19 protein-coding genes are annotated in these 20,488 nt (G+C 58.4%); 7 read left to right on the top strand and 12 right to left on the bottom strand.

Annotated features, from left to right (window positions below):
- Positions 1 to 47: 47 nt before the first annotated feature.
- Entirely contained in the window at positions 48 to 371 is a 324-nt protein-coding gene (locus tag QFW87_RS21170) for a hypothetical protein (RefSeq protein WP_283188788.1), read from the top strand.
- A gap of 307 nt (positions 372 to 678) precedes the next feature.
- Here the strand turns inward: QFW87_RS21170 and QFW87_RS21165 are convergent, their stop codons facing one another.
- On the bottom strand, positions 679 to 2,469 hold the full coding sequence (locus QFW87_RS21165) for a bifunctional diguanylate cyclase/phosphodiesterase (RefSeq protein ID WP_283188787.1): 1,791 nt from the start codon (positions 2,467 to 2,469) through the stop codon (positions 679 to 681).
- Between the two features lie 149 nt (positions 2,470 to 2,618).
- Entirely contained in the window at positions 2,619 to 4,700 is a 2,082-nt protein-coding gene (locus QFW87_RS21160) for a carboxy terminal-processing peptidase (RefSeq protein ID WP_283188786.1), read from the bottom strand.
- Positions 4,701 to 4,839: 139 nt separating this feature from the next.
- On the opposite strand from QFW87_RS21160, the gene QFW87_RS21155 reads away from it, so the two are divergent.
- On the top strand, positions 4,840 to 5,802 hold the full coding sequence (locus QFW87_RS21155) for a zinc-binding dehydrogenase (protein ID WP_283181153.1): 963 nt from the start codon (positions 4,840 to 4,842) through the stop codon (positions 5,800 to 5,802).
- A 109-nt stretch (positions 5,803 to 5,911) separates the two neighbouring features.
- On the opposite strand, the gene QFW87_RS21150 is transcribed toward QFW87_RS21155, so the two are convergent.
- From QFW87_RS21150 to QFW87_RS21125, 6 genes are all read right to left on the bottom strand, one after another.
- The gene (locus QFW87_RS21150; protein ID WP_134102893.1) at positions 5,912 to 6,565 is read right to left on the bottom strand and encodes an HAD family hydrolase; all 654 of its coding nucleotides are present in this window, start codon (positions 6,563 to 6,565) and stop codon (positions 5,912 to 5,914) included.
- A 34-nt stretch (positions 6,566 to 6,599) separates the two neighbouring features.
- Positions 6,600 to 7,589 carry an ABC transporter ATP-binding protein gene (locus QFW87_RS21145; protein ID WP_283188785.1) on the bottom strand — a complete coding sequence of 330 codons (990 nt, stop codon included), beginning with the start codon at positions 7,587 to 7,589 and terminating at the stop codon, positions 6,600 to 6,602.
- Positions 7,586 to 8,386 carry an ABC transporter permease gene (locus QFW87_RS21140; protein WP_283181151.1) on the bottom strand — a complete coding sequence of 267 codons (801 nt, stop codon included), beginning with the start codon at positions 8,384 to 8,386 and terminating at the stop codon, positions 7,586 to 7,588. The genes QFW87_RS21145 and QFW87_RS21140 overlap by 4 nt, the downstream gene beginning before the upstream one ends.
- Positions 8,373 to 9,209: an ABC transporter permease subunit gene (locus QFW87_RS21135; RefSeq protein WP_283190939.1), complete on the bottom strand. Its 837-nt coding sequence runs from the start codon at positions 9,207 to 9,209 to the stop codon at positions 8,373 to 8,375. The genes QFW87_RS21140 and QFW87_RS21135 overlap by 14 nt, the downstream gene beginning before the upstream one ends.
- A 5-nt stretch (positions 9,210 to 9,214) precedes the next feature.
- Complete coding sequence (locus tag QFW87_RS21130) at positions 9,215 to 10,021, bottom strand: alkaline phosphatase family protein (RefSeq protein ID WP_283188784.1); 807 nt, start codon at positions 10,019 to 10,021, stop codon at positions 9,215 to 9,217.
- Positions 10,022 to 10,200: 179 nt separating this feature from the next.
- Positions 10,201 to 11,268 carry an ABC transporter substrate-binding protein gene (locus QFW87_RS21125; protein WP_283181149.1) on the bottom strand — a complete coding sequence of 356 codons (1,068 nt, stop codon included), beginning with the start codon at positions 11,266 to 11,268 and terminating at the stop codon, positions 10,201 to 10,203.
- A gap of 349 nt (positions 11,269 to 11,617) precedes the next feature.
- Between QFW87_RS21125 and QFW87_RS21120 the strand changes: the two genes are divergently transcribed.
- The gene (locus tag QFW87_RS21120) at positions 11,618 to 12,331 is read left to right on the top strand and encodes a UTRA domain-containing protein (protein WP_008145862.1); all 714 of its coding nucleotides are present in this window, start codon (positions 11,618 to 11,620) and stop codon (positions 12,329 to 12,331) included.
- Between the two features lie 37 nt (positions 12,332 to 12,368).
- Here the strand turns inward: QFW87_RS21120 and QFW87_RS21115 are convergent, their stop codons facing one another.
- A complete protein-coding gene (locus QFW87_RS21115; RefSeq protein ID WP_283188783.1) occupies positions 12,369 to 13,136 on the bottom strand; it encodes a class III extradiol ring-cleavage dioxygenase in 768 nt (255 codons plus the stop codon).
- A 103-nt stretch (positions 13,137 to 13,239) separates the two neighbouring features.
- On the opposite strand from QFW87_RS21115, the gene QFW87_RS21110 reads away from it, so the two are divergent.
- Positions 13,240 to 13,893, top strand: coding sequence for a thiopurine S-methyltransferase (locus tag QFW87_RS21110; RefSeq protein ID WP_283181146.1), 654 nt, complete (start codon positions 13,240 to 13,242; stop codon positions 13,891 to 13,893).
- A gap of 66 nt (positions 13,894 to 13,959) precedes the next feature.
- Here QFW87_RS21110 and htpX read toward each other — a convergent pair whose 3' ends face one another.
- Positions 13,960 to 14,847, bottom strand: a complete 888-nt coding sequence (htpX, locus tag QFW87_RS21105) for a protease HtpX (protein ID WP_008145865.1) — start codon at positions 14,845 to 14,847, stop codon at positions 13,960 to 13,962.
- A gap of 315 nt (positions 14,848 to 15,162) precedes the next feature.
- Positions 15,163 to 16,374, bottom strand: coding sequence for a pyridoxal phosphate-dependent aminotransferase (locus QFW87_RS21100; RefSeq protein ID WP_046056560.1), 1,212 nt, complete (start codon positions 16,372 to 16,374; stop codon positions 15,163 to 15,165).
- A gap of 226 nt (positions 16,375 to 16,600) precedes the next feature.
- On the opposite strand from QFW87_RS21100, the gene msrB reads away from it, so the two are divergent.
- The 3 genes from msrB (at position 16,601) to QFW87_RS21085 (ending at position 18,044) form a co-directional block, all read left to right on the top strand.
- On the top strand, positions 16,601 to 16,996 hold the full coding sequence (gene msrB, locus QFW87_RS21095; protein WP_283188782.1) for a peptide-methionine (R)-S-oxide reductase MsrB: 396 nt from the start codon (positions 16,601 to 16,603) through the stop codon (positions 16,994 to 16,996).
- A gap of 104 nt (positions 16,997 to 17,100) precedes the next feature.
- Positions 17,101 to 17,586, top strand: a complete 486-nt coding sequence (locus QFW87_RS21090) for a glutathione peroxidase (RefSeq protein ID WP_093224886.1) — start codon at positions 17,101 to 17,103, stop codon at positions 17,584 to 17,586.
- Positions 17,583 to 18,044 (top strand): MarR family transcriptional regulator, encoded by a 462-nt coding sequence (locus tag QFW87_RS21085; RefSeq protein WP_008145868.1) that lies wholly within the window; start codon positions 17,583 to 17,585, stop codon positions 18,042 to 18,044. The genes QFW87_RS21090 and QFW87_RS21085 overlap by 4 nt, the downstream gene beginning before the upstream one ends.
- Here QFW87_RS21085 and QFW87_RS21080 read toward each other — a convergent pair.
- Positions 18,028 to 20,349, bottom strand: a complete 2,322-nt coding sequence (locus QFW87_RS21080; protein ID WP_283188781.1) for a response regulator — start codon at positions 20,347 to 20,349, stop codon at positions 18,028 to 18,030. The genes QFW87_RS21085 and QFW87_RS21080 overlap by 17 nt on opposite strands.
- Positions 20,350 to 20,488: the final 139 nt, after the last annotated feature.

Raw genomic sequence — 20,488 nt, 5'->3', positions numbered from 1 at the left:
GTAGGAAGGCCGATGGTAGCGCCCATTTACTACCAGAGGTTTCAAAAATGAATAGTATTCACCCCGACCCACCCTACAAAAAACCAACCCCCCACCCCGAAAACCGCTTCATGGCGCTCACCAGCAACTGCGACGACATGCCCACACTGTTCGTTGATACCCAAGCGCCGCTTGATGTTTTGTATGACGCTGCCAGCTACCGAATCCGCGCCGTCACTCAAGTGATGGAGAACCTGTCCATGCGCGGTTCGATCGAGTGTCAGTCCTTCATTCTCAGTGACTTTGCCTTGCTCTGCGCCATTCCGTTGCGGGATGGGTGTGATGTGCTGGACGTGCTTGGCCGGCGGTTGCGGGCGCGGCTTTCGGAGTAGCACCGAGCGGCTTTTGTGGCGAGGTGGGGTGTCGGAACGCCGCATCGCCTGTTCGACTGCCAGCAGTCGCAAGACCGAGCCCTGCGGTGTACCTGACAAAACCGGATTGCAGGTTTTGGGGCTGCTCCGCAGCCCAACGGGGGCAAGTCCCCTCGCCATAGGGTTGATGATCGTTCCCACGCTCCACTCTGCGTGGGAATGCAGCCCGTGACGCTCTGCGGCACATCAGTGTCAGGCTGGACACCAGCGGTGGGGCTGGAACGCGGAGCGTCCCTGGAGGCATTCCCAGAGCGTGGGAACGATCAGATCACCGATGCCCGGCAACCAACGCTTCCTCAGCTTCTGGCACCGCCAAACTATCAATCACATGCACGCTATACCCCGGCACATTCTTCGCGTGATGCTTGGCCTGCGATGCCATCTCCGCCAACTGGCTTGCATCGAGTTGTCCACAGGCCTGTGGATGTAAATGCACCACGCCAATGGATAGTGACAGCAACGCAAATTCCTGGCGCACACCCTGACGGTTTGGGGCGATGAAGCAGCCAGCTTCCAGGTGTTCGCTGCGATAAAAGCGGCGGCACTGGCTCTGGAAGTCGTCCAGCAACTGGTTCAAGCGTTTGCGCCAGTCTTCCGGGCCGAGTACCAGCAGGAAGTCATCGCCGCCGATATGGCCGACAAAGTCGCGGGAAGGGTCGACGCGATCATTCAGGCATTGCGCCAGGCACAGCAGGACTTCGTCCCCACGGCCGTAGCCGTAGATGTCGTTGAAGGGTTTGAAACTGTCGATGTCGACGTAGCAGATCACCGATTCCCGTTGCTGTTGCAGCAGTCGCGTCAGGCATTGCTGGATCGGCACGTTGCCCGGCAGCAGGGTCAGCGGGTTGGCGTAACGGGCTTGTTGGATCTTCAGTTCGGTAATCAATTTAAGTACGTCGATCACTCGGCCCAGTCCCAGGTAACCACCGTTGAGGGTGATGATGAAGTCTTCTTCGATGCGCTGCCGCGCGCGGCTGGTGATCAGGCGACTCACTTGTTGCAACGACTGGCTCATCTCAACGGCGAGGAAGTCATCACTCATTAAACGGCTGATCGGCTTGCGGGCGAACAGGTCGGTGGCAAAAGGCTTGAGCAGTGCATCGGAGAGCGAATGCCGGTGGACGATGCCGCAGGGCTGACCTTGCTCGTCGAGTACCGCCAGGGAGTTAAGGTTGGCCTGGCGGCGAAAGGCTTCCAGCACCGTGGCGGTCGGTGTATCGCGACCCACTGCCGGTTGGTCGTTAAGCAAAGCGCTAAGGTCGCTGACTTCATCATTTAACGCCACTGCCGTGCTTTCCCGTTTGGGCATCAGGGCTCGGGCATCACGAGGTGGATGTTCCTGGGGGCGGCAGAGCAGATAACCCTGAACCAGATCCACGCCCATCTCGGTCAGCACCGCGAGTTCTTCCGGCAGCTCGATACCTTCGGCGATCACTTGTGCCCGCGAGGCCTTGGCAATTTGCAGGATCGAGCCGACGAATTCGCGCTTGAGGGCATCTTGGTGAATGCCATCGATGAAGTGTCGATCAATCTTCACGTAGTCCGGACGCAATTCGGACCAGAGCCGCAAGCTCGAGTAGCCTGCACCCAGATCATCCAGAGCAATGGAAAACCCCATCGCTCGATAGTGATGCAGCGCGGTTTGCAGCAGCTCGAAATCGTCGGTCGGGGTTTGTTCAGTCAGTTCGATCACCACCTGACTCGGCGGTATGCCGAAATCCTGCAGCAGTTGTAGGGTGCGACCGGGTTGGTGGGCGGCTTCGAGCAGGGATTCAGGGGAAACGTTGAGGAACAGCTTGCCGGGGAGTTGCTGATCATTGAAGCGTCGGCAGGCGCTTTGACGGCAAGCGATTTCCAGCTCGCTCAGGCGGCCGGCCTGACGGGCCACGGCAAACAGTGCGAGGGGGGAGTGCAGCGGACTGTTGGAGGGCCCGCGACTGAGGGCTTCGTAACCGACAATGCGTCGCTCAGAGAGGGAAATGATCGGCTGGAACAAGCTGTGCAAACCGCTTTGAGCCAGTATGGAACTCAAGGCACTCAGCTGTTCGGTAGTGGTCATGGCGATCTCTGGCGATAAAAAAAGGACTGGGAGCACACTCTTGGTTTAAAGAGGGCTCCCAGTCCTGTATTTCACGACAGAATGATGACTGTTTGATGACGCTCCGGGGTGCGTAAGTATTAAATTGCCATCATCTTGCTTGTAACAACTTAGTGCTTGGCTACCGCGGTATTGAGTTTCAGGTAGTCCAACAGAATCCGCCCTGTCTCGCTCAGGTAGGCATCGTCTTCTGGTTTGGTCTTGTCTGGCTCGGCCGCGATCGCGTCTTCGTCTTCTTTCTTCAGCTCTTTGAGCGGCTCTTCACCCTTGGCCTTACGACGGATATTTTCCATTACAAGTTGCTTGGCTTCGATATCGGCGTGTTGTGCACGACGATCAGCTTCATTGAGGCTGACGGTTTTTTCTGCCATCAGTTTCTGCGCCAAGGCCAGCTTGTCGCGAATGAACACGAACTCCGCGTCTTTGGCCGAGCGTACCTCGTGCTCGGATTTAAGCTGCGAGATGTACGGCTTGAAGGGATCGACCGCAGGCTTGATGGCCGCTCGGATGGTGTCCCACGGCATGGCTTCAGGCAGTGCGCTTTCGCCGATTTCCTTGGTGTCGATGATCGACGGGTAATTGATGTCCGGCAGTACGCCCTGATGCTGGGTGCTCTGGCCGGAAACCCGGTAGAACTTGGCCAGGGTCAGTTTCAGTTCGCCATGGTTCAGCGGCTGAATGGTCTGTACGGTGCCTTTACCGAAGGTCTGGCCGCCGATGATCAACGCGCGGTGGTAGTCCTGCATGGCGCCGGCAAAAATCTCCGAAGCCGAGGCGGACAAGCGGTTGACCAGCAACGCCATCGGGCCTTTGTAGAACGCACCCGGGTTTTCATCTTCCAGCACATCGACCCGGCCATCGGCATTACGCACGAGAACGGTCGGACCTTTGTCGATGAACAGACTGGTCAGCTCGGTGGCTTCCTGCAGGGAACCACCGCCGTTGTTGCGCAGGTCGATGACTACGCCGTCAACTTTGTCTTTCTGCAACTCGGTCAGCAGTTTCTTGACGTCGCGAGTGGTGCTCTTGTAGTCCGGATCGCCAGCACGGAAGGCCTTGAAATCCAGGTAGAAGGCCGGGATCTCGATGACGCCGAGCTTGTAGTCCTTGCCGTCTTGTTTCAGGTTGAGGACCGACTTCTTCACAGCCTGGTCTTCAAGCTTCACTGCTTCGCGGGTGATCGGGACGATCTTGGTGGTCTGGTCGTTCGGCGCGTTGCTGGCCGGGATCACTTCCAGGCGCACCACGGTGCCCTTCGGCCCACGGATCAGCTTGACCACTTCGTCCAGACGCCAGCCGACCACATCGACCATTTCTTTGTTGCCCTGGGCAACGCCGATGATCTTGTCAGCCGGTGCGACTTGCTTGGTCTTGTCGGCCGGGCCTGCCGGCACCAGACGCACGACTTTCACCTGGTCGTTGTCACTCTGCAACACGGCGCCGATGCCCTCGAGGGACAGGCTCATGTTGATGTCGAAGTTCTCCGCGTTATCCGGCGACAGATAGTTGGTGTGCGGGTCGTAGGACATGGCGAAGGTATTGATGTACGCCTGGAAGATGTCTTCCGGACGGGTTTGGTCCAGGCGCGACAATTGATTCTTGTAACGCTTGGTCAGGGTTTCCTGAATCTGCTTGGGCTCTTTGCCAGCAATCCTCATCCGCAGCACTTCGTCCTTGACGCGTTTGCGCCACAGGTCGTCGAGTTCTGCTGTGGACTTGAGCCAAGGGGCGTCCTTACGATCGATCAGCAAGGATTCCTTGGTCGTGAAGTCGATCTTGTCGACGCCTTTGTTCAGCTCGGCAAGGGCGAAGTCCAGACGCGCTTTGACGCGGTCCAGGTAGCGCTTGTAGATGGTGAACCCGGCGTTCAGGTCGCCGCTTTTGAGGAAGTCGTCAAACTGGGTTTTCCATTTGTCGAATTCGGCAATGTCGCTGGCCATGAAGTAGCTGCGCGACGGGTCCAGCAGCTTGAGGTAGCTGTCATAGATGATCACCGAGCGCGCATCATCGAGAGGCGGTTTGCTGTAGTGATGGCGCTTTAGCAACTCGACGACATTCAGGCTGGCGATCACTTCGTCACGATCAGGCTGAAGCTTGTCCCAGCTATTGGCTGCAAACGAATTGGTCGACATCGGCAACAGGCCGATACCAATGAACAGGGCTAGGGCGGTGCTGGGGAAAAAATGCTTCATGCTGATTCGACGCGGGGACAATTGATCACGCATATTAGGCCGTCTTTGAAGTCGCCGGTTCCACAAAGGGCCGGTCAAAAATGCAAGAAAGCCCGGCGCTACAGCTACGGGCTCAGTCCAGACTCACTATGGAGGCACTGTGAAAGCATTGCAAGGCGTTGAAGGTCAAGTGGAGTGGGTGGAAGAGCCCAGTCCTACATGTGATGTAGGACAAGTTCGGATTCGAGTGGCGGCTGCGGGTCTCAATCGCGCCGATTTGTTACAGAAGGCGGGTCTTTATCCGCCACCGCCGGGAGCCAGTCAGGTACTGGGTCTTGAGTGTTCGGGGGTGATCAGCGAGGTGGGGCCGGGCTCGTCCTGGCAAGTCGGGGATCGAGTCTGCGCCTTGCTGGCCGGGGGCGGGATGGCCGAGGAGGTAGTTGTCGACGGACGGCACGTGTTGCCGGTTCCCGAAGGTTTGTCTCTGGCTGAGGCAGCAGCGCTGCCGGAAGTGTATGCGACCGTTTGGCTGAATTTGTTTCAACTGGCTGCGCTCAAGCCGGGTGAGAAAGTTCTGCTGCACGCCGGAGCAAGTGGAATCGGTTCAGCTGCCATTCAGCTGTGCAAGGCGTTTGGTAACCCGTGTTGGGTCAGTGTCGGCTCTGCCGAGCGTTTGGCTTACTGCGAAGCGCTGGGGGCCCAAGGTGGGGTCGTGCGCAACGGGGATCTGGGCAGCTTGAGCGACCTGGGCCCGTTCGATGTGATTCTCGACCCGGTGGGCGGCAACTACGCCGCGCTGAATCTGAAACTGATGGCGCGCGATGGTCGCTGGGTGCTGATCGGCCTGATGGGCGGTCGTGAGGCACAGCTGGATCTGGCGCAGGTACTGGCCAAGCGGGTGCAACTGTTGGGTTCGACTTTGCGCAGTCGCGACGAGCAGTTCAAGGCGGATCTGTTCAGTGATCTCAGCCAACATGTCTGGCCGCTGTTTGCCGAAGGGCGTTTGAGCCCGCAATTGGCCAAGACCTTTCCGATCAAGGACGCCGAAGCGGCGTTTGCGGAGTTGGCGACTAACAAGGTGTCGGGAAAGTTGGTGTTGATGATCGACGAAAGCCTGGTTTGACGACAGTGAACCTGTGGGAGCGAGCCTGCTCGCGATTCAGGCGACGCGGTTTACCTGCAAGACCGCGTTATCGTTCATCGCGAGCAGGCTCGCTCCCACAGGGGCCAAATTACTTCCAGATATGGATTGGCCAGCCGGCCTTTTCGGCGTGCTCAAGTAACACCGGATCCGGGTTCACCACATGCGGAAAATCAACCTTCAGCAACAGCGGCAAATCATTGCGTGAGTCGGAGTAGAAACTGGCGCCCTCAAGGTTTTCCTCTTCCGCATCCAGCCACTCCAGCAAACGCGTGATCTTGCCTTCGCGGTAGGTCAGCGTGCCAACGGTGTTGCCGCTATACACCCCATGTGCAACTTCCAGCTCGATGCCGAGAATCTCGTCAATGCCCAAGCGATCGGCAATCGGCCGCACCAGATGCGTGCCCGACGCCGAAATCACCAAAATCCGATCGCCGGCCTTGCGATGGGCCGCAATCGCTTTGGTGGCGTCACTGAAAATGATCGGCTCGATGAAGTCTTCCACCCAAGGCCCTACCAGATGGTCGACCTCTTCCGGTGTGCGCCCGATCATCGGCTCCAGGCTGAAGGTCATGTACTCCTCCATCCTTAGTTTGCCGTGGCTGTAGGCGTCCATCAGTTCATTGTTCTGACGCATGAACGACTCGGGATCGACCCAACCCAGGCGGCCCATTTGCTCGCTCCAGAGGGTGGCGCAGTCGCCGTGGATCAGGGTTTCGTCCAAATCAAAAATTGCCAGGGCCATCAGTGCGGTTCTCTCTTCAACATCAGCAAAGGCATCAGGCTACCTCACACAGGGCCGTCGGATCGATGGAAAGCGCCAGACGCTGACCATCGGGATGCAAATCGGCCGCCGAGCGGTTCAGCACATCCACCACCAATTCCACGCCCCGGGCTTCGACCCGGTAGCGAATCACGTTGCCCAACAGGCTGTGGCTGCGGATTTGTGCGTCGAGTTCGCCGTTCAGGCTCAGCTCGATGGCTTCCGGGCGAATCGCGATGCGGTGGGTAATCGGTCGCTGCAGCAGTTTTGTGGCGCTGTCGGCGTCCAGCAGGTTGTAGTTGCCGATGAAACCTGCGGCAAAGAAATCGATGGGTGCGGTGTAAAGGGTCTGGGCGTCGCCGCTTTGTACGATCTTTCCCTGATTCATCAAGAAAATTCGGTCGGACATCGTCAGGGCTTCTTCCTGATCGTGAGTGACGAAGATCGTGGTCAAGCCGAGTTCACGCTGGATCTGACGGATCTGTTCGCGCAAGTGCTTGCGAATCCGTGCATCGAGGGCCGACAGCGGTTCGTCCAGCAACAACAGACGAGGCCGGGTCACCAACGACCGGGCGAGAGCGACTCGCTGGCATTGGCCGCCGGACAGTTGATGCGGATAACGCGCGGCGAAATCGTTGAGCTCCACCAGTTTCAGCACTTCGGTAACACGCCTATGGCTATCGTCGGCGTTGACCTTCTGCATGCGTAGACCGAAGGCGACGTTCTGCTCCACGGTCATGTTGGGGAACAGCGCGTAGCTCTGGAACACCATGCCGATCCCGCGTTTCTGTGGGCTCAACGGAACGAGGTCCTGGCCATCGAGCAGGATTTTGCCGCCATCCACCGAGGTCAGCCCGGCGATGCAGCGTAGCAGTGTGGACTTGCCGCAACCGGACGGGCCGAGGAGGGTGACGAACTCACCCTTCTGGATTTCACAGTTGATGTCGCTGAACACCGTGGTGCCCGCGTAGCTTTTCAGTAGGTGTTGGACGCTGACGAAGCTCATTGGCTTTTGTCCTTGTTCAATATATTGGCAGCCCAGGTCAGAACCAGCACAAAGAAGAAATAGGAAATCACCAGCGCACTGGTGAAGTGGCCGCTGCTGTTGCGCATGTTATTGAGGTAGACCTGCAGGGTTTCGTAGCGGGTCCCGACGAGGATGTTGGCGAACACGAACTCACCGAACAGGAACGAGAACGACAGCAGCAACGCCACCATCAAACCTTTGCGCAAGTTTGGCAGCACTACCAGGAACGCCGCTTGCCAGGTGCTGGCACCGAGCAGTTGGGCGGAGTCCATCAGGTCTCGCAGGTTGATCGCTTGCAGGTTGTTGGTGATTGCCCGGTACATGAACGGCAGCGCCACGGTGAAATAGCAACCGATCAGAATCCACGGCGTCCCGACCATCGCAAACGGCCCGGAACCGTAGAGTTGCAGCAACCCCACCGACGACACCACCGGCGGCACCGCGAAGGGCAGCAGGATCAAGATGTTCATCAGCGCATCGAGTTTCGGGAAGTGGTAATGCACCACAAACAGCAGCGGCAGAATCAGCACCACGGACAGAATCAGCGAGCCGACGCAGACCAGCAGCGATTGGCCGAACGAATGGAGAAACCGCGGATCGCTCCACAGCTCCACGTACCATTTGACGGTGAAGCCGCTGGGCAGAATGGTCGCCGACCAACTGCTGGAGATCGAGTAGATCAGCGTCCCGAGCAACGGCAGCAAGAGTATGGCAAAGAGCAAATACACCACCACCCGGTGATAGACACCGACGGGACCCAGTTCAGCGCGAGACATGGTAGCTCCTCTTCAACAGCAGCTGATGCACGATGGTCACCAGAGTCATCAACGCCACCAGCACCACCGCCAGGGCACTGGCCAGGTTCGGGTCTAGCGAAATGTCGCCGGAAACCATCGCCGCGATGCGGATCGGTAGCACGTTGAAGTTACCGGTGGTCAGGGCATACACCGTGGCGTAGGCGCCCAGGGCGTTGGCCAGCAGGATCACAAACGTACCGAGCAGCGCCGGGGTCAGCACTGGCAAACCGATGTGCCGCCAGAACTGCCAGCCATTGGCGCCAAGCAGCGCGGCGGATTCACGCCAGTCTTCGCGCAGGGCATCAAAGGCCGGGTAGAGCAGCAACACGCCGAGCGGAATCTGGAAGTAGGTGTAGAGAATGATCAGCCCGGTTTTCGAATACAGGTTGAAGTCCTGAATGATCCCGGCCTGCTTGAGCATGATGGTGAAGCTGCCGTTGAAGCCCAGCAGAATGATGAACGCGAAGGCCAAAGGCACGCCGGCAAAGTTGCTGGTCATGTTGGCGAAGGCGTTGACGAAGTTGCGCAGCTTCGAGTCGACCCGGCGCAAGGAGTAGGCGCCGAGTACGGCGATGATGATGCCGAACACGCTGGACCAGAAACTGATCTCGAGGCTGTACTGGATCGCTTGCAAATAGAACTTCGAATTGAAGATCTTGCTGAAGTTCGCCACGCCCCAACCGAACTCTTCCGATTGCAGGCTATTGATCATCACCCAGGACAGCGGCGCGATCTGGAACACGATAAAGAACAGTGCAAAAGGCACCAGACACAAGGCTGCCAGCCATTTTCCGCGCGTCATGGTGTTCACTTGAGCAGCTCCCGGCACACAGGTTTGTCGTGGGCCACACCCAGCAGTTCGCAGACGGTGCCGCAGATTTCAGTCTGTTTCGGTGCGGCGTTGGCATTGAAGCTGAAAGCGTCTCCGAGGACGAACAGCGGTATTTCGCGTTCTTCCGGCAGCAGGCCGTTGTGGGAGCGGTCGTTGTTCATGCCATGGTCGGCGGTCACCAGCACCTGATAGCCGGCGTCGAGCCAGGTTTGCAGATAGTCGGCCAGAATAATGTCAGCCGAGCGGGCGCTATTACGGTATTGGGGGGTGTCGAGGCCGTGCTTGTGCCCGGCATCGTCGATGTTCATGGGGTGGACCAGTAAAAAGTTCGGCGCATGACGCAGGCGCAGGTTTTCGGCGTCGGCGAACAGGTGCGAGTCCGGGTAGTGATCGCTCCAGTAGAAATGACCGTGCTGGATTGGCAGGTCCGGGTCGTCGGTGTGACGATCCCGCGCGGCAATAAACGGCGAACGGTTATACAGCTCACTGACCCAGTGATAGGCCGCGGCGGCGGTTACAAGGCTGGCATCGCTGGCGTAGTGATAGATGCTGCGCTGGTTGGACAGGCGCGAGACATTGTTGTGAACAATGCCGCTGTCGATCGGAGTGACGCCGGTCAGGATGCACTCGTAAAGCGGACGGGACAGCGCCGGCAATTCGCATTCCAGTTTGTAGAGCGTTGCGCGTCCTGCGCCAACGTGAGCCTGCAGGTGCCCCATGGCGTGGCGCGCGACTTCGTAATTGAGGCCGTCGAGCACCACAAGGATGACGTTGTGCTTCATAGGGGCAAAACTCCGCGAAACAGTTAATTCAAGTACGCAACCAATCCCCCTGTGGGAGCGAGCCTGCTCGCGAAAGCGGTATGACATTCAACATCTTCGTCGAATGTTCAGCCGCATTCGCGAGCAGGCTCGCTCCCACATTGGATCTCCATTAGGTGTCCAATGTGGGATCTACAGCATTACTGCATGTTGATGATGACTTCTTCCTGCCACTTCTGAGGCAGCGCCTTGGAGGTCTTTTCCCACGCATCCGCGTCTTTGATCGGCGTGACCTTTTTGTACTGCTCGTTAGGCAGCAGTTGGGCCTTGACGTCATCCGGCAATTTGACGTGGTCGGCGCGGATCGGACGGGCGTTGCCGCGCGCCAGGTTGATCTGACCGGCATCGCTGAAGATGTATTCGCGGGTCAGCTTGGCGGCGTTCGGGTTTTTCGCGTATTTGTTGATGATGGTGGTGTAACCGGAAATCACCGAGCCATCGGATGGAATCAGCACCACGTAATCATCCGGATTCGCCATCTTGGCCTTGTAGCTCAGGCCGTTGAAGTCCCAGACCACGCCGACTTCGATTTCACCCTTTTCCATCGTGGCGATGGTCGGGTTGGCCATGGACAGGCGTCCTTGTTTGGCGATATCTGCGAACAGCAACAGCGCTGGTTGCAGGTTCTTTTCGTCGCCACCGTTGGCCAGTGCTGCGGCCAGTACACCGTTGGCGGCCTGGGCGGCGGTGCTCACGTCACCGATGGAAACCTTGTATTTACCGGTTTTCAGATCAGCCCACTTGGTCGGGGCTTCGGAACCGTGCAGCAGCTTCTTGTTGACGATAAACGCGATGGTGCCGGTATAGGCCAGCGCCCAGTTGCCGTCCTTGTCCTTGGCCCAATCTGGAATCTGATCCCAGGTAGAGGGTTTGTAAGGTTGCACCACATCTTGCTTGACCGCGATCGGGCCGAAGGCTGCACCGACGTCACCGATGTCAGCCGTGGCGTTGTCTTTTTCAGCTTTGAACTTGGCGATTTCCTGAGCCGAGCTCATGTCGGTGTCGATGTGTTTCAGGCCGTAGTTTTTGGCCAGGTCATCCCAGGTGCCTTTCCAGTTGGCCCAGTTGTCGGGCATGCCGACACTGTTGACCTCACCTTCCGCTTTCGCCGCGGCTTCCAGGGTTTTCAAATCGCTATCAGCCGCCATCGCGGCGGTGCACATGGCAATGGTCGAGCCTAACAGTGAGGCCAGGAAAAGCTGTTTCATCCGAAGCTCCTTTGGGCGTTTTCAACGCTGCGATTGCGGTTGTGTTGGTCTAGGTCAGCAATACCTGAGCCAATTTAGGCGCCTCTGATGACATTTTGATGTCGACGACCGGTCGGCCTATATTTTTTGAGCTGCAATGCTCAGGCTTCGGAGTAAGCGTAGACCATGGCTAATAGGCTGATATAAAAGGACTTGGCCGTGAAATTGCAGGCGTCTGGATCAACCGTTCGACGGCTTTGTCATCTGTCAGTCATGTGCAGTGCCTAGGCTTGTCGGGAGTTGAGGGAACCAATTTGAATCGCGGTTCCGCCCCGAAACAGTGCTGGTCTAGTCCAGATAGGTAACGTTGATGCGCATCGAGACAACCAAAGCGGTGACAGCCATCGGGCAGGTTCTGCAGGAACAGCTCGACCATGGCCTGTTGGCGCCCGGGAGCAAACTGCCGGCCGAGCGCAAGCTCAGTGAGTTGTTCGGTACCACCCGGATCACCGTGCGTGAAGCGTTGTTGCAGCTGGAAGCCCAGGGGCAGATTTATCGGGAGGAGCGCCGTGGCTGGTTCGTGTCGCCACCGCGCCTGGCCTACAACCTGATGCAGCGCAGTCACTTTCACGCAATGGTCAGTGCACAGGGGCGGGTGCCATCCACCGAGGTGATTTCCGCGCGGTTGCAACCGGCGTCGGCGGCGGTCTGTGCCTGGTTGCAGTTACCGGCGTTGTCCAGCGTGATTCAGATCTGCCGGGCGCGGCGGATTGATGAGCGGCTGGTGTTGTATGTGGAGCACTATTTGAATCCGCAGTTTTTCCCGGGGATTCTGGATTTCGATTTGAATCAGTCAATTACCGAGCTGTATGCGCGACATTACGACTTGCACTATGGGCGGGTGCGTTTCGAGATTGTGCCGACGGCGTTGTCGGTGGATGCGGCGGCGGCTTTACGGGTGTCGGTGGGGAGTCCGGGGTTGCGCATCGCTCGGGTCAATTACGATCAGCATGAGCGGTTGATTGATTGTGATCTGGAGTTTTGGCGGCACGACGCGATTCATGTCGGGGTCGATGTGGTCTGAGCCTGGCCGCCACAGGTTGAGCGCTTGTACTGCGACATTATCCGAAGCGGTAAATGTCCATGCCCAAGGCCCCCATGGTGAATCCCTTGTGAGTCACGCTGAAGTTTCCTCCGGCACCGCGGGCAAAATACAAAGGCAACAAATGTTCATCACTTGGATGGTTGCGCACGGCATTCGGTGCTTGCTGACGGTAATCGTGCAACGCGGTTTCGTCGTTGGCAGCGAGTTTTTCGATCATCCAGTCACGAAATGCCTGGGCCCAGGGTTCGACGCTTTCCGGGCCGGCGTGCCAGTCCAGTTCGCGCAGGTTGTGGGTGATGCTCCCGGAACCGATCAGCAGCACGCCGTGTTCGCGCAGACTGGACAGGGCATGACCGACGCGGGTCTGCAGGGCCGGGCCGCCGCGGGTGGGCAGCGAGACTTGCACCACGGGGATGTCGGCTTGTGGATACATCAATGACAGCGGCACCCAAACCCCGTGGTCGAACGGCCGTTCGGCTTCGATGCGTGCGGGCAGGCCATCGCTCTTCAGCAGTTCGACAACCTCTGCGGCCAATTGTGGATTGCCGGGCGCCGGGTATTGCACGTCGAATAACGCCTGCGGAAACCCGCCGAAGTCATGCCAGGTTTCAGGCTGGGGATTGCCGCTGACGAGCAACTCGTTGCTTTCCCAGTGCGCAGAAACAATTACGATAGCTTTGGGTTTCGGCAATTCTGCGGCCAGGCGAGCGAGGGCGGGCCCGCTGGCGCCCGGTTCCAGTGCCAACATGGGCGAGCCATGGGATATGTACAGGCTGGGGAACATGAATGAGCTCCTGAGGGGTAAGATGGCATCATCTTCAGTCAGATCATTGATCTAAATCTAATATAAGTTTTAGGGTCTTTTGATCGAATTTTCGGGATTAATTATGCAGCCGGAGTTTTGGCACAAGCGGTGGACGTCGAATCAGATCGGCTTCCACCTGCCGGAAGTGAATCCATATCTGCAACGGTACTGGCCGCAGCTGGGCCTGGAGGAGGGTGCGCGCGTACTGGTGCCGCTATGTGGCAAAAGCCTGGATCTGCTGTGGCTGGCGAAATGCGGTCACGAGGTGCTGGGCGTCGAGTTGTCGGAAAAAGCGGTGGAAGACTTTTTCCACGAGCATCAATTTGACCCGGACGTCAGCGACCAAGGCCCCTTCACCGTCTATCGAGCGGGCTCGATCGAGATCTGGTGTGGTGATTTCTTCGCGTTGACGGCCGGCGATGTCGCCGATTGCAGTGCGCTGTACGACCGCGCTGCGTTGATCGCCTTGCCACCGAAGATGCGGGAGCAATACGCCGAGCATCTGAAGCGGATTGTGCCGAAAGATTCGCTGGGGCTGCTGATTACCCTGGATTACGACCAGGCACAAATGGAGGGGCCGCCCTTTGCAGTGCTGGATGACGAAGTGCAACGGTTGTTCGGGGTTTCGTGGGAGTTGAAGATTCTGGAGGACCAGGACGTTCTGGGCGAGAGCTGGAAGTTCCTGGAAAGCGGTGTTACGCGGCTTGAAGAGCGGATTTATCGCTTGATGAGTTGATGGAACAGCAAGGCACAAAAAAGGGGCGATCAGATGATCGCCCCTTTTTGCATCACCGCAGAGCTATCAGCCCCGACGACGCAACGCGTCGATGCGCTCTTCCAGCGGCGGGTGGCTCATGAACATGCGGGCGAACCCCTGTTTGATGCCACCGTTAATGCCGAAAGCCGTCAGGGTGTCCGGCATGTGCACCGGCAGCCCCTGTTCGGCACGCAGGCGTTGCAGGGCGCCGATCATTGCGGCGGTACCGGCCAGACGTGCACCGGCTTCGTCTGCACGGAATTCGCGTTTACGCGAGAACCACATGACGATGGCGCTGGCCAGAATGCCCAGAACCAGTTCGGCGAAGATGGTTGCCACGTAGTAGGCGATGCCCTGGCCTTCTTCGTTCTTGAAGATCACCTTGTCGACAAAGTTGCCGATGATCCGTGCGAAGAACATCACGAAGGTGTTCACCACGCCCTGGACCAATGCCAGGGTGACCATGTCGCCATTGGCTACGTGGCCGATTTCGTGGGCCAGAACGGCCTTCACTTCATCTGGCGAGAAACGCTCGAGCAGCCCTTGGCTGACCGCGACCAACGCGTCGTTCTTGTTCCAGCCGGTGGCAAAGGCGTTCGCCTCGTAGGCCGGGAAAATACCGACTTCGGGCATCTTGATCCCGGCTTCCCGGGACAATTGCTCGACGGTTTGCAGCAGCCATTGCTCGTGACGTGTGCGCGGCTGGCTGATGATTTGGGTACTGGTGCTCATCTTCGCCATCCACTTGGAGATGAACAGCGAGAACAGCGAACCGGCGAAACCAAAGACCGCACAGAAAATCAGCAGCTGATTGAGGTTGAGATCAACCCCGTTGGCCGCCATGAACCCGTTGAAGCCGAAAAGGCTCAGGGTGATGCTGGCAATCAGCACGACCGCCAGGTTAGTGGCCAAAAACAGCAGGATGCGCATCATGGTTGTAGAAATCTCCTCATGCTAAAGATGTAGCGTACTGCGGGGTATATAAGGTGCTGACCCAGGCTATTCAACCAAGTGACTATTTCAAACTGTGTCCTACGGCAACAGTCTAGCTGTTTGAAGGGCATTTCCGACGTCGATGCGGGAAGCGTTTGTCAGGCAATTAGCGTCATAAGCCCCGCCGTTGTTAGACGCGAGCACTCAACGGTCATCAGTTAGCGCTTGAAGCAGCGATGTTCGGCAGGGCGCAAAGAAATGTTGCTGAATCAATCACCGTGCGACTTGCGCAAGCGTCGCACGGTGACAGGCAGGTTACTGGCGATAGGACTTGAGGAAGTTGCCGATACGTCCGATGGCCATGTCCAGGTCGTCCACGCGCGGCAGGGTCACCACACGGAAGTGGTCCGGCCATGGCCAGTTGAAGGCGGTGCCTTGAACCACCAGCAGCTTCTCCGACAGTAGCAGGTCGAGCACGAATTTCTCGTCGTTATGGATCGGGCAGACTTTCGGGTCGATCCGTGGGAACGCATACAGCGCGCCCATTGGCTTGACGCAGCTCACGCCGGGAATGTCGTTGAGCAGTTCCCAGGTGCGATTGCGCTGTTCCAACAATCGTCCGTTGGGCAATACCAGATCATTGATGCTCTGGTAGCCGCCGAGGGCGGTCTGGATCGCATGCTGGCTCGGCACGTTGGCACACAGACGCATGTTGGCCAGCATGTCGATGCCTTCGATGTAGCTCTGGGCGTGGTGTTTCGGGCCTGAAATGGCGATCCAGCCGGAACGAAAACCCGCCACGCGATATGACTTTGACAGACCGTTGAACGTCAGGCACAGCAGATCTGGCGCCAGGGAAGCCGTGCAGATGTGCACGGCATCGTCGTACAGAATCTTGTCGTAGATCTCGTCGGAAAAAACCACCAGGTTGTGCTGACGGGCCAGTTCCAGCATGCCCAGCAGGACTTCTTTCGAATACACCGCGCCCGTCGGGTTGTTCGGGTTGATGATCACCAGTGCTTTGGTGTTCGGGGTGATCTTGGCCTTGATGTCGGCCAGATCCGGCCACCAGTTGGCTTGCTCGTCGCACAGGTAATGCACCGGGTTGCCGCCCGACAGGCTCACCGCGGCGGTCCACAGCGGGTAGTCCGGGGCCGGCACCAGCACTTCGTCGCCGTTGTTGAGCAGGGCCTGCATCGACATCACGATCAGCTCGGAAACGCCGTTACCCAAATAGATGTCTTCGATGCCGACGCCTTCTACCTGCTTTTGCTGGTAGTACTGCATCACGGCCTTGCGGGCGCTGAACAGACCTTTGGAATCGCTGTAGCCCTGAGCAGTCGGCAGGTTGCGGATGACGTCCTGAAGGATTTCATCCGGCGCTTCGAAACCAAAAGGCGCCGGGTTGCCGATGTTCAGCTTGAGGATGCGATGGCCTTCCTCTTCCAGGCGTTTGGCGTGCTTGAGCACTGGGCCGCGAATGTCGTAGCAGACGTTGGCGAGCTTGTTCGATTTGCTGACCTGCATGGCGATGTGTTCCCGAAAATGAACGATCCAGGCGGCGTATGAACGACCGTGCTGGGAATCCTGCGTATTCACACAGGCCTGGCGCCTTGAGAGGCAGCACCCATAAATCCGTTTGAATGCGCGTGGTCTGGCTGCCAGACTGGCGTTTGACGAGGCGCAATCATACGTGCCGCCCGATCCGTGGAAAAGGTACAGATCGGGCTTTTTCAGCTGCTGAGGTGTGATGATGGAAAAGTTGGAAAAAACCCTGGAAGAATGGCGGGCTATGCTCGATCCGGAGCAGTACAACGTGTGCCGCCTCAAAGGCACCGAACGACCGTTCTCCGGCAAATACAACGACAGCAAGGTCGCCGGCATTTACCACTGCATCTGCTGCAACGAGCCGCTGTTCGACTCCAAAACCAAATTCGACTCCGGCTGCGGCTGGCCGAGCTTCTATGCTCCGATCGGTGACAGCGCCATGGTCGAGATCCGTGACGTCAGCCACGGCATGATCCGCACCGAAGTGGTCTGCGCCAAATGCGATGCGCACTTGGGCCACGTGTTCCCGGACGGCCCGCCGCCGACCGGCCTGCGTTATTGCATCAACTCGGTGTGTCTGGACCTGGTACCCCGCGGGTAATAAGCCAATGGGCGATCCGATGATCGCCCTTCGGATATTTAAATTGCACGCAATTCAATTGCTCGCTATGTTTGTCTCATCTTCCCTCATTTAGAGTCAGAACCATGAGCGACAACCTGCTGAGCATCCCTTGCACCACCATCACGGGTGAGCAAAAGACCCTGGCGGATTTCGCCGGCAAGGCCGTGTTGGTGGTCAATACCGCGAGCAAATGCGGCTTCACTCCGCAGTACAAAGGCCTTGAAGAGTTGTGGCAGACCTACAAGGATCAAGGTCTGGTGGTGCTGGGCTTTCCGTGCAATCAGTTCGGCAAGCAAGAGCCAGGCAACGAAGGGGCGATTTCCGAGTTCTGCGAGTTGAACTTCGGCGTCAGTTTTCCGCTGTTCAAAAAGATTGAAGTCAATGGCGCCGGCGCCCATCCGCTGTTCGTTCAACTGAAAAAGCGCGCGCCGGGTGTGCTGGGTTCCCAAGGCATCAAGTGGAACTTCACCAAGTTTCTGATCGGCAAGGATGGCCAGTTGGTCAAGCGCTTCGCCCCCGCGACCAAGCCGCAGGACCTGACCCGCGAGATCGAAGCCCTGCTCAAATGAACACCTTGTCAGTCGATTCCCTGAAGCTTGACAGTCAACTGTGCTTCAAGCTGTACGCCGCTTCCCGGGCGGTGATCCGCGCCTACAAGCCGATGCTCGATCAGCTCGGCCTGACCTACCCGCAATACCTGGCGATGCTGGTGTTGTGGGAATGGCAGGAGGCAGCCCCGGAGCAGCCGACGGTCAAGGCGTTGGGTGAACGCCTGGCACTGGATTCCGGCACGCTGACGCCGTTGCTCAAGCGTCTTGAGCAACTGCAACTGGTTCAGCGTCAGCGCTCGGCGCGGGACGAGCGTGAAGTGCACTTGAGCCTGTCGCCAACCGGCAAGGCTTTGCGCGATCAGGTCGGGCCGCTCAAGGCCCGTCTGTTATGCGACAGCGGTGTGGATCTGGATCGCCTGAACGATCTGCGCGATGGTCTTGATCACCTTTTGGGGCAAATCAAAGCACTGTCGTAGTAGGCACCCACAAGTCCAGCAGGGCAGCCAACTCTTCCCGGCGGAAGGGTTTTGCCAGGTAATCGCTCATGCCTGCCGCACGACAACGTTCGCGCTCTTCGGACATGGCGTTGGCGGTCAGGGCGACGATGGGCAGCTGTGGCCAGCGTCCGCTGCGACGGATTTGCCGACTGGCCTCGTAGCCGTCCATCACCGGCATGTTGCAGTCCATCAGCACCAGATCGAATTCGCTCTGCTCCAGCTGATCCAGCGCCTCGCCACCGTGACCGGCGACAATCACCTCGCAACCGAGTTTTCCGAGCATCCCCTTGGCCACTAATTGGTTGACCGGATTGTCCTCCACCAGCAGCACGCGTCCGCGTCGTTGTGGGGAGAGGGTGTCGAGCCGGGCACCGTTGATCGTGTTGAGTTCCGGCTGCAGGGTTCGCCGCAGTGTCTGGTACAGCGCGTTGCGCGCCAGAGGCCGCGCCTGTTGTTGCAAAGGGGCGAGGGCGAGGGCTTCTTCGCTGGGCATGAAACTGCCATAAGCGGTGACCAGCAGAATGGGCGCTGTACACGAAGGACGCAGGCCAAACAGGCATTCGGGGCAATCGGTAATCAGTACATCGGGGTTCAGGCCCAGCAACGAGTCATCGAGGGAACGCTGCTCATAGTCGAGCCCCCAGCCGGGCAACACACTGTTCAACAGTTCTGCCAGACCACTGCTGGCGGCGGTGATTGCGATGACCTTGCCCTGTAAAGAGGCCGGGGGAAGGGCGCGGGTGTGGCTGGGCAGCGGCAGATCCGCACAGAACTGGCTCCCGAAGCCTGCTTCCGAGCTGATGGTGAGGCGCCCTTGCATGGCTTCGCAGAGGTTGTAGGTCAGTGCCAGGCCCAATCCGGTCCCGCCGAATTGCCGAGTAATGCCGGCACCCGCCTGCGTGAAGGGCTGGAAGATCTTGACCTGGGCGTCCTGGGCGATACCGATGCCGGTGTCGCAGACTTCGATTCTGACGCCGTCCCCGAACGTCGACAGGCGCACATCGACCCGACCGAAACGGGTGAACTTGAGGGCGTTGGACAACAGGTTGCTGACGATCTGTCGGACCCGGGTCGGATCCCCGAGCACCAGGGCCGGAAAGTGCGGGTCGATCAGGCAGCTCAGCTCGACACTCGGCGCGGCGTTTTGCGATAGCAGGTTGGCGGTGTCTTCGATCAGCGAGCCGAGGTCGAACGGAATATGTTCAAGCTCCAGTTGGCCGGCATCGAACTTCGATAAATCGAGAATATCGTTGAGCAGTTCCACCAGTACTTTGCCCGAGTCATGGGCGATGGACAGCTGTTGCTGTTGCTCGGCATTGAGCGGGCCGTCCAGGGAAAGCGCGATCATCCCCAGCAGGCCATTGAGCGGCGTGCGGATCTCGTGGCTCATGTTGGCCAGGAACACCGAGCGCGCTTCGGCCATGTCCAGGGCGGTGCCGCGGGCGACTTCCAGTTCCTGATTGGATTGACTGAGCCGCGAATTGATTGCCTTGAGTTCCGCAGTGCGGGCCGAGACGATGTTCTCCAGTTGCCCGAGGTAGTCGGTCAGGCGGTTTTCGGCGTTGCGTCGCTGCTGGATTTCGGTGGCGATGTTTTCGAATTGTTGATTGGCAACTTTGACCAGTACACCGATTTCATCGTTTTCATGGGCCGTCGGACACTCCAGCGACGTTGACTCCGTGCTGCGCGGGTCGCGACTGCTGAGTTCACGGATGACCCGCACCAACGGCTTGGTCAGCATTACATAGAACAGCGCCAGCAGGATGCCAGTCAGCAGCAGGCTGCGAGCGAAGCCATTGAGCAGGGTCACCTCGGCCCGGCGCAGGAACCGGTTGCCGAATGAATAGGTGTCGACGTCCAGGCTCAGGGTGCCGAGGGATTCGGTCGGCAAGTGATCCAGGTAGAGACGGTCTTCGAACTGCCGGTTGGCGCCGAACAGGAAGTCGCTGATCACCCGATAACCGCTTTGCACGCCCGGGCGTTTGACGCTGGCCAGCACGGTATTGTTGTTGTCGGTCAATTGCGCACCGATGATCGCCGGCGAGCGCAACAGGCCCAGGGTCAGTTCCTGAGCGAGTTCGGCGTCGATGTTGTAGGCGATACGGGACGCGGGGTTGTGGCTGATTTCCAGCAAAGACAGGATTTCGCGGTTGATGGAGGCGTCTTCGCTGGCATAATCGATGCCTATTTGCAGCAGACTGAGCAGCGTGCCCAGAATGAAACCGACCAGCACAGTAAGCCTGGCTTGCTTGTAGGACAGCCGGTTGGTGAACTTGATATCCATGGGGTGTCGAACCACTTCCGTTTCCCTTCGCTGCTCAAGCATAGTCGATCATGCATGGATACCGATGTTCTCGCGAGCCCTTGTGCAAAGGGATGAACCGGACACCGAACGCTGTGTTTCGTCGCTGTATCGCCATCAT

It is taken from the genome of Pseudomonas sp. PMCC200344 (assembly GCF_030053095.1).
GTDB classification, from domain to species: domain Bacteria; phylum Pseudomonadota; class Gammaproteobacteria; order Pseudomonadales; family Pseudomonadaceae; genus Aquipseudomonas; species Aquipseudomonas svalbardensis.
The sequence above is the reverse complement of the archived record's forward strand: the minus strand, read 5'-3'. Positions and strand labels throughout refer to the sequence as shown.

Excerpts from the sequence above, each read along its gene's own strand:
- QFW87_RS21130 (WP_283188784.1), bottom strand. The coding sequence starts at position 10,021 with ATGAAGCACAACGTCATCCTTGTGGTGCTCGACGGCCTCAATTACGAA.
- QFW87_RS21120 (WP_008145862.1), top strand. The coding sequence starts at position 11,618 with ATGCGCATCGAGACAACCAAAGCGGTGACAGCCATCGGGCAGGTTCTG.
- QFW87_RS21080 (WP_283188781.1), bottom strand. The coding sequence starts at position 20,349 with ATGGATATCAAGTTCACCAACCGGCTGTCCTACAAGCAAGCCAGGCTT.
- QFW87_RS21135 (WP_283190939.1), bottom strand. The coding sequence starts at position 9,209 with ATGACGCGCGGAAAATGGCTGGCAGCCTTGTGTCTGGTGCCTTTTGCA.
- QFW87_RS21085 (WP_008145868.1), top strand. The coding sequence starts at position 17,583 with ATGAACACCTTGTCAGTCGATTCCCTGAAGCTTGACAGTCAACTGTGC.
- QFW87_RS21100 (WP_046056560.1), bottom strand. The coding sequence starts at position 16,374 with ATGCAGGTCAGCAAATCGAACAAGCTCGCCAACGTCTGCTACGACATT.
- QFW87_RS21145 (WP_283188785.1), bottom strand. The coding sequence starts at position 7,589 with ATGAGCTTCGTCAGCGTCCAACACCTACTGAAAAGCTACGCGGGCACC.
- msrB (WP_283188782.1), top strand. The coding sequence starts at position 16,601 with ATGGAAAAGTTGGAAAAAACCCTGGAAGAATGGCGGGCTATGCTCGAT.
- QFW87_RS21140 (WP_283181151.1), bottom strand. The coding sequence starts at position 8,386 with ATGTCTCGCGCTGAACTGGGTCCCGTCGGTGTCTATCACCGGGTGGTG.
- QFW87_RS21170 (WP_283188788.1), top strand. The coding sequence starts at position 48 with ATGAATAGTATTCACCCCGACCCACCCTACAAAAAACCAACCCCCCAC.
- QFW87_RS21160 (WP_283188786.1), bottom strand. The coding sequence starts at position 4,700 with ATGAAGCATTTTTTCCCCAGCACCGCCCTAGCCCTGTTCATTGGTATC.
- QFW87_RS21125 (WP_283181149.1), bottom strand. The coding sequence starts at position 11,268 with ATGAAACAGCTTTTCCTGGCCTCACTGTTAGGCTCGACCATTGCCATG.
- QFW87_RS21090 (WP_093224886.1), top strand. The coding sequence starts at position 17,101 with ATGAGCGACAACCTGCTGAGCATCCCTTGCACCACCATCACGGGTGAG.
- QFW87_RS21115 (WP_283188783.1), bottom strand. The coding sequence starts at position 13,136 with ATGTTCCCCAGCCTGTACATATCCCATGGCTCGCCCATGTTGGCACTG.
- QFW87_RS21150 (WP_134102893.1), bottom strand. The coding sequence starts at position 6,565 with ATGGCCCTGGCAATTTTTGATTTGGACGAAACCCTGATCCACGGCGAC.
- htpX (WP_008145865.1), bottom strand. The coding sequence starts at position 14,847 with ATGATGCGCATCCTGCTGTTTTTGGCCACTAACCTGGCGGTCGTGCTG.
- QFW87_RS21165 (WP_283188787.1), bottom strand. The coding sequence starts at position 2,469 with ATGACCACTACCGAACAGCTGAGTGCCTTGAGTTCCATACTGGCTCAA.
- QFW87_RS21110 (WP_283181146.1), top strand. The coding sequence starts at position 13,240 with ATGCAGCCGGAGTTTTGGCACAAGCGGTGGACGTCGAATCAGATCGGC.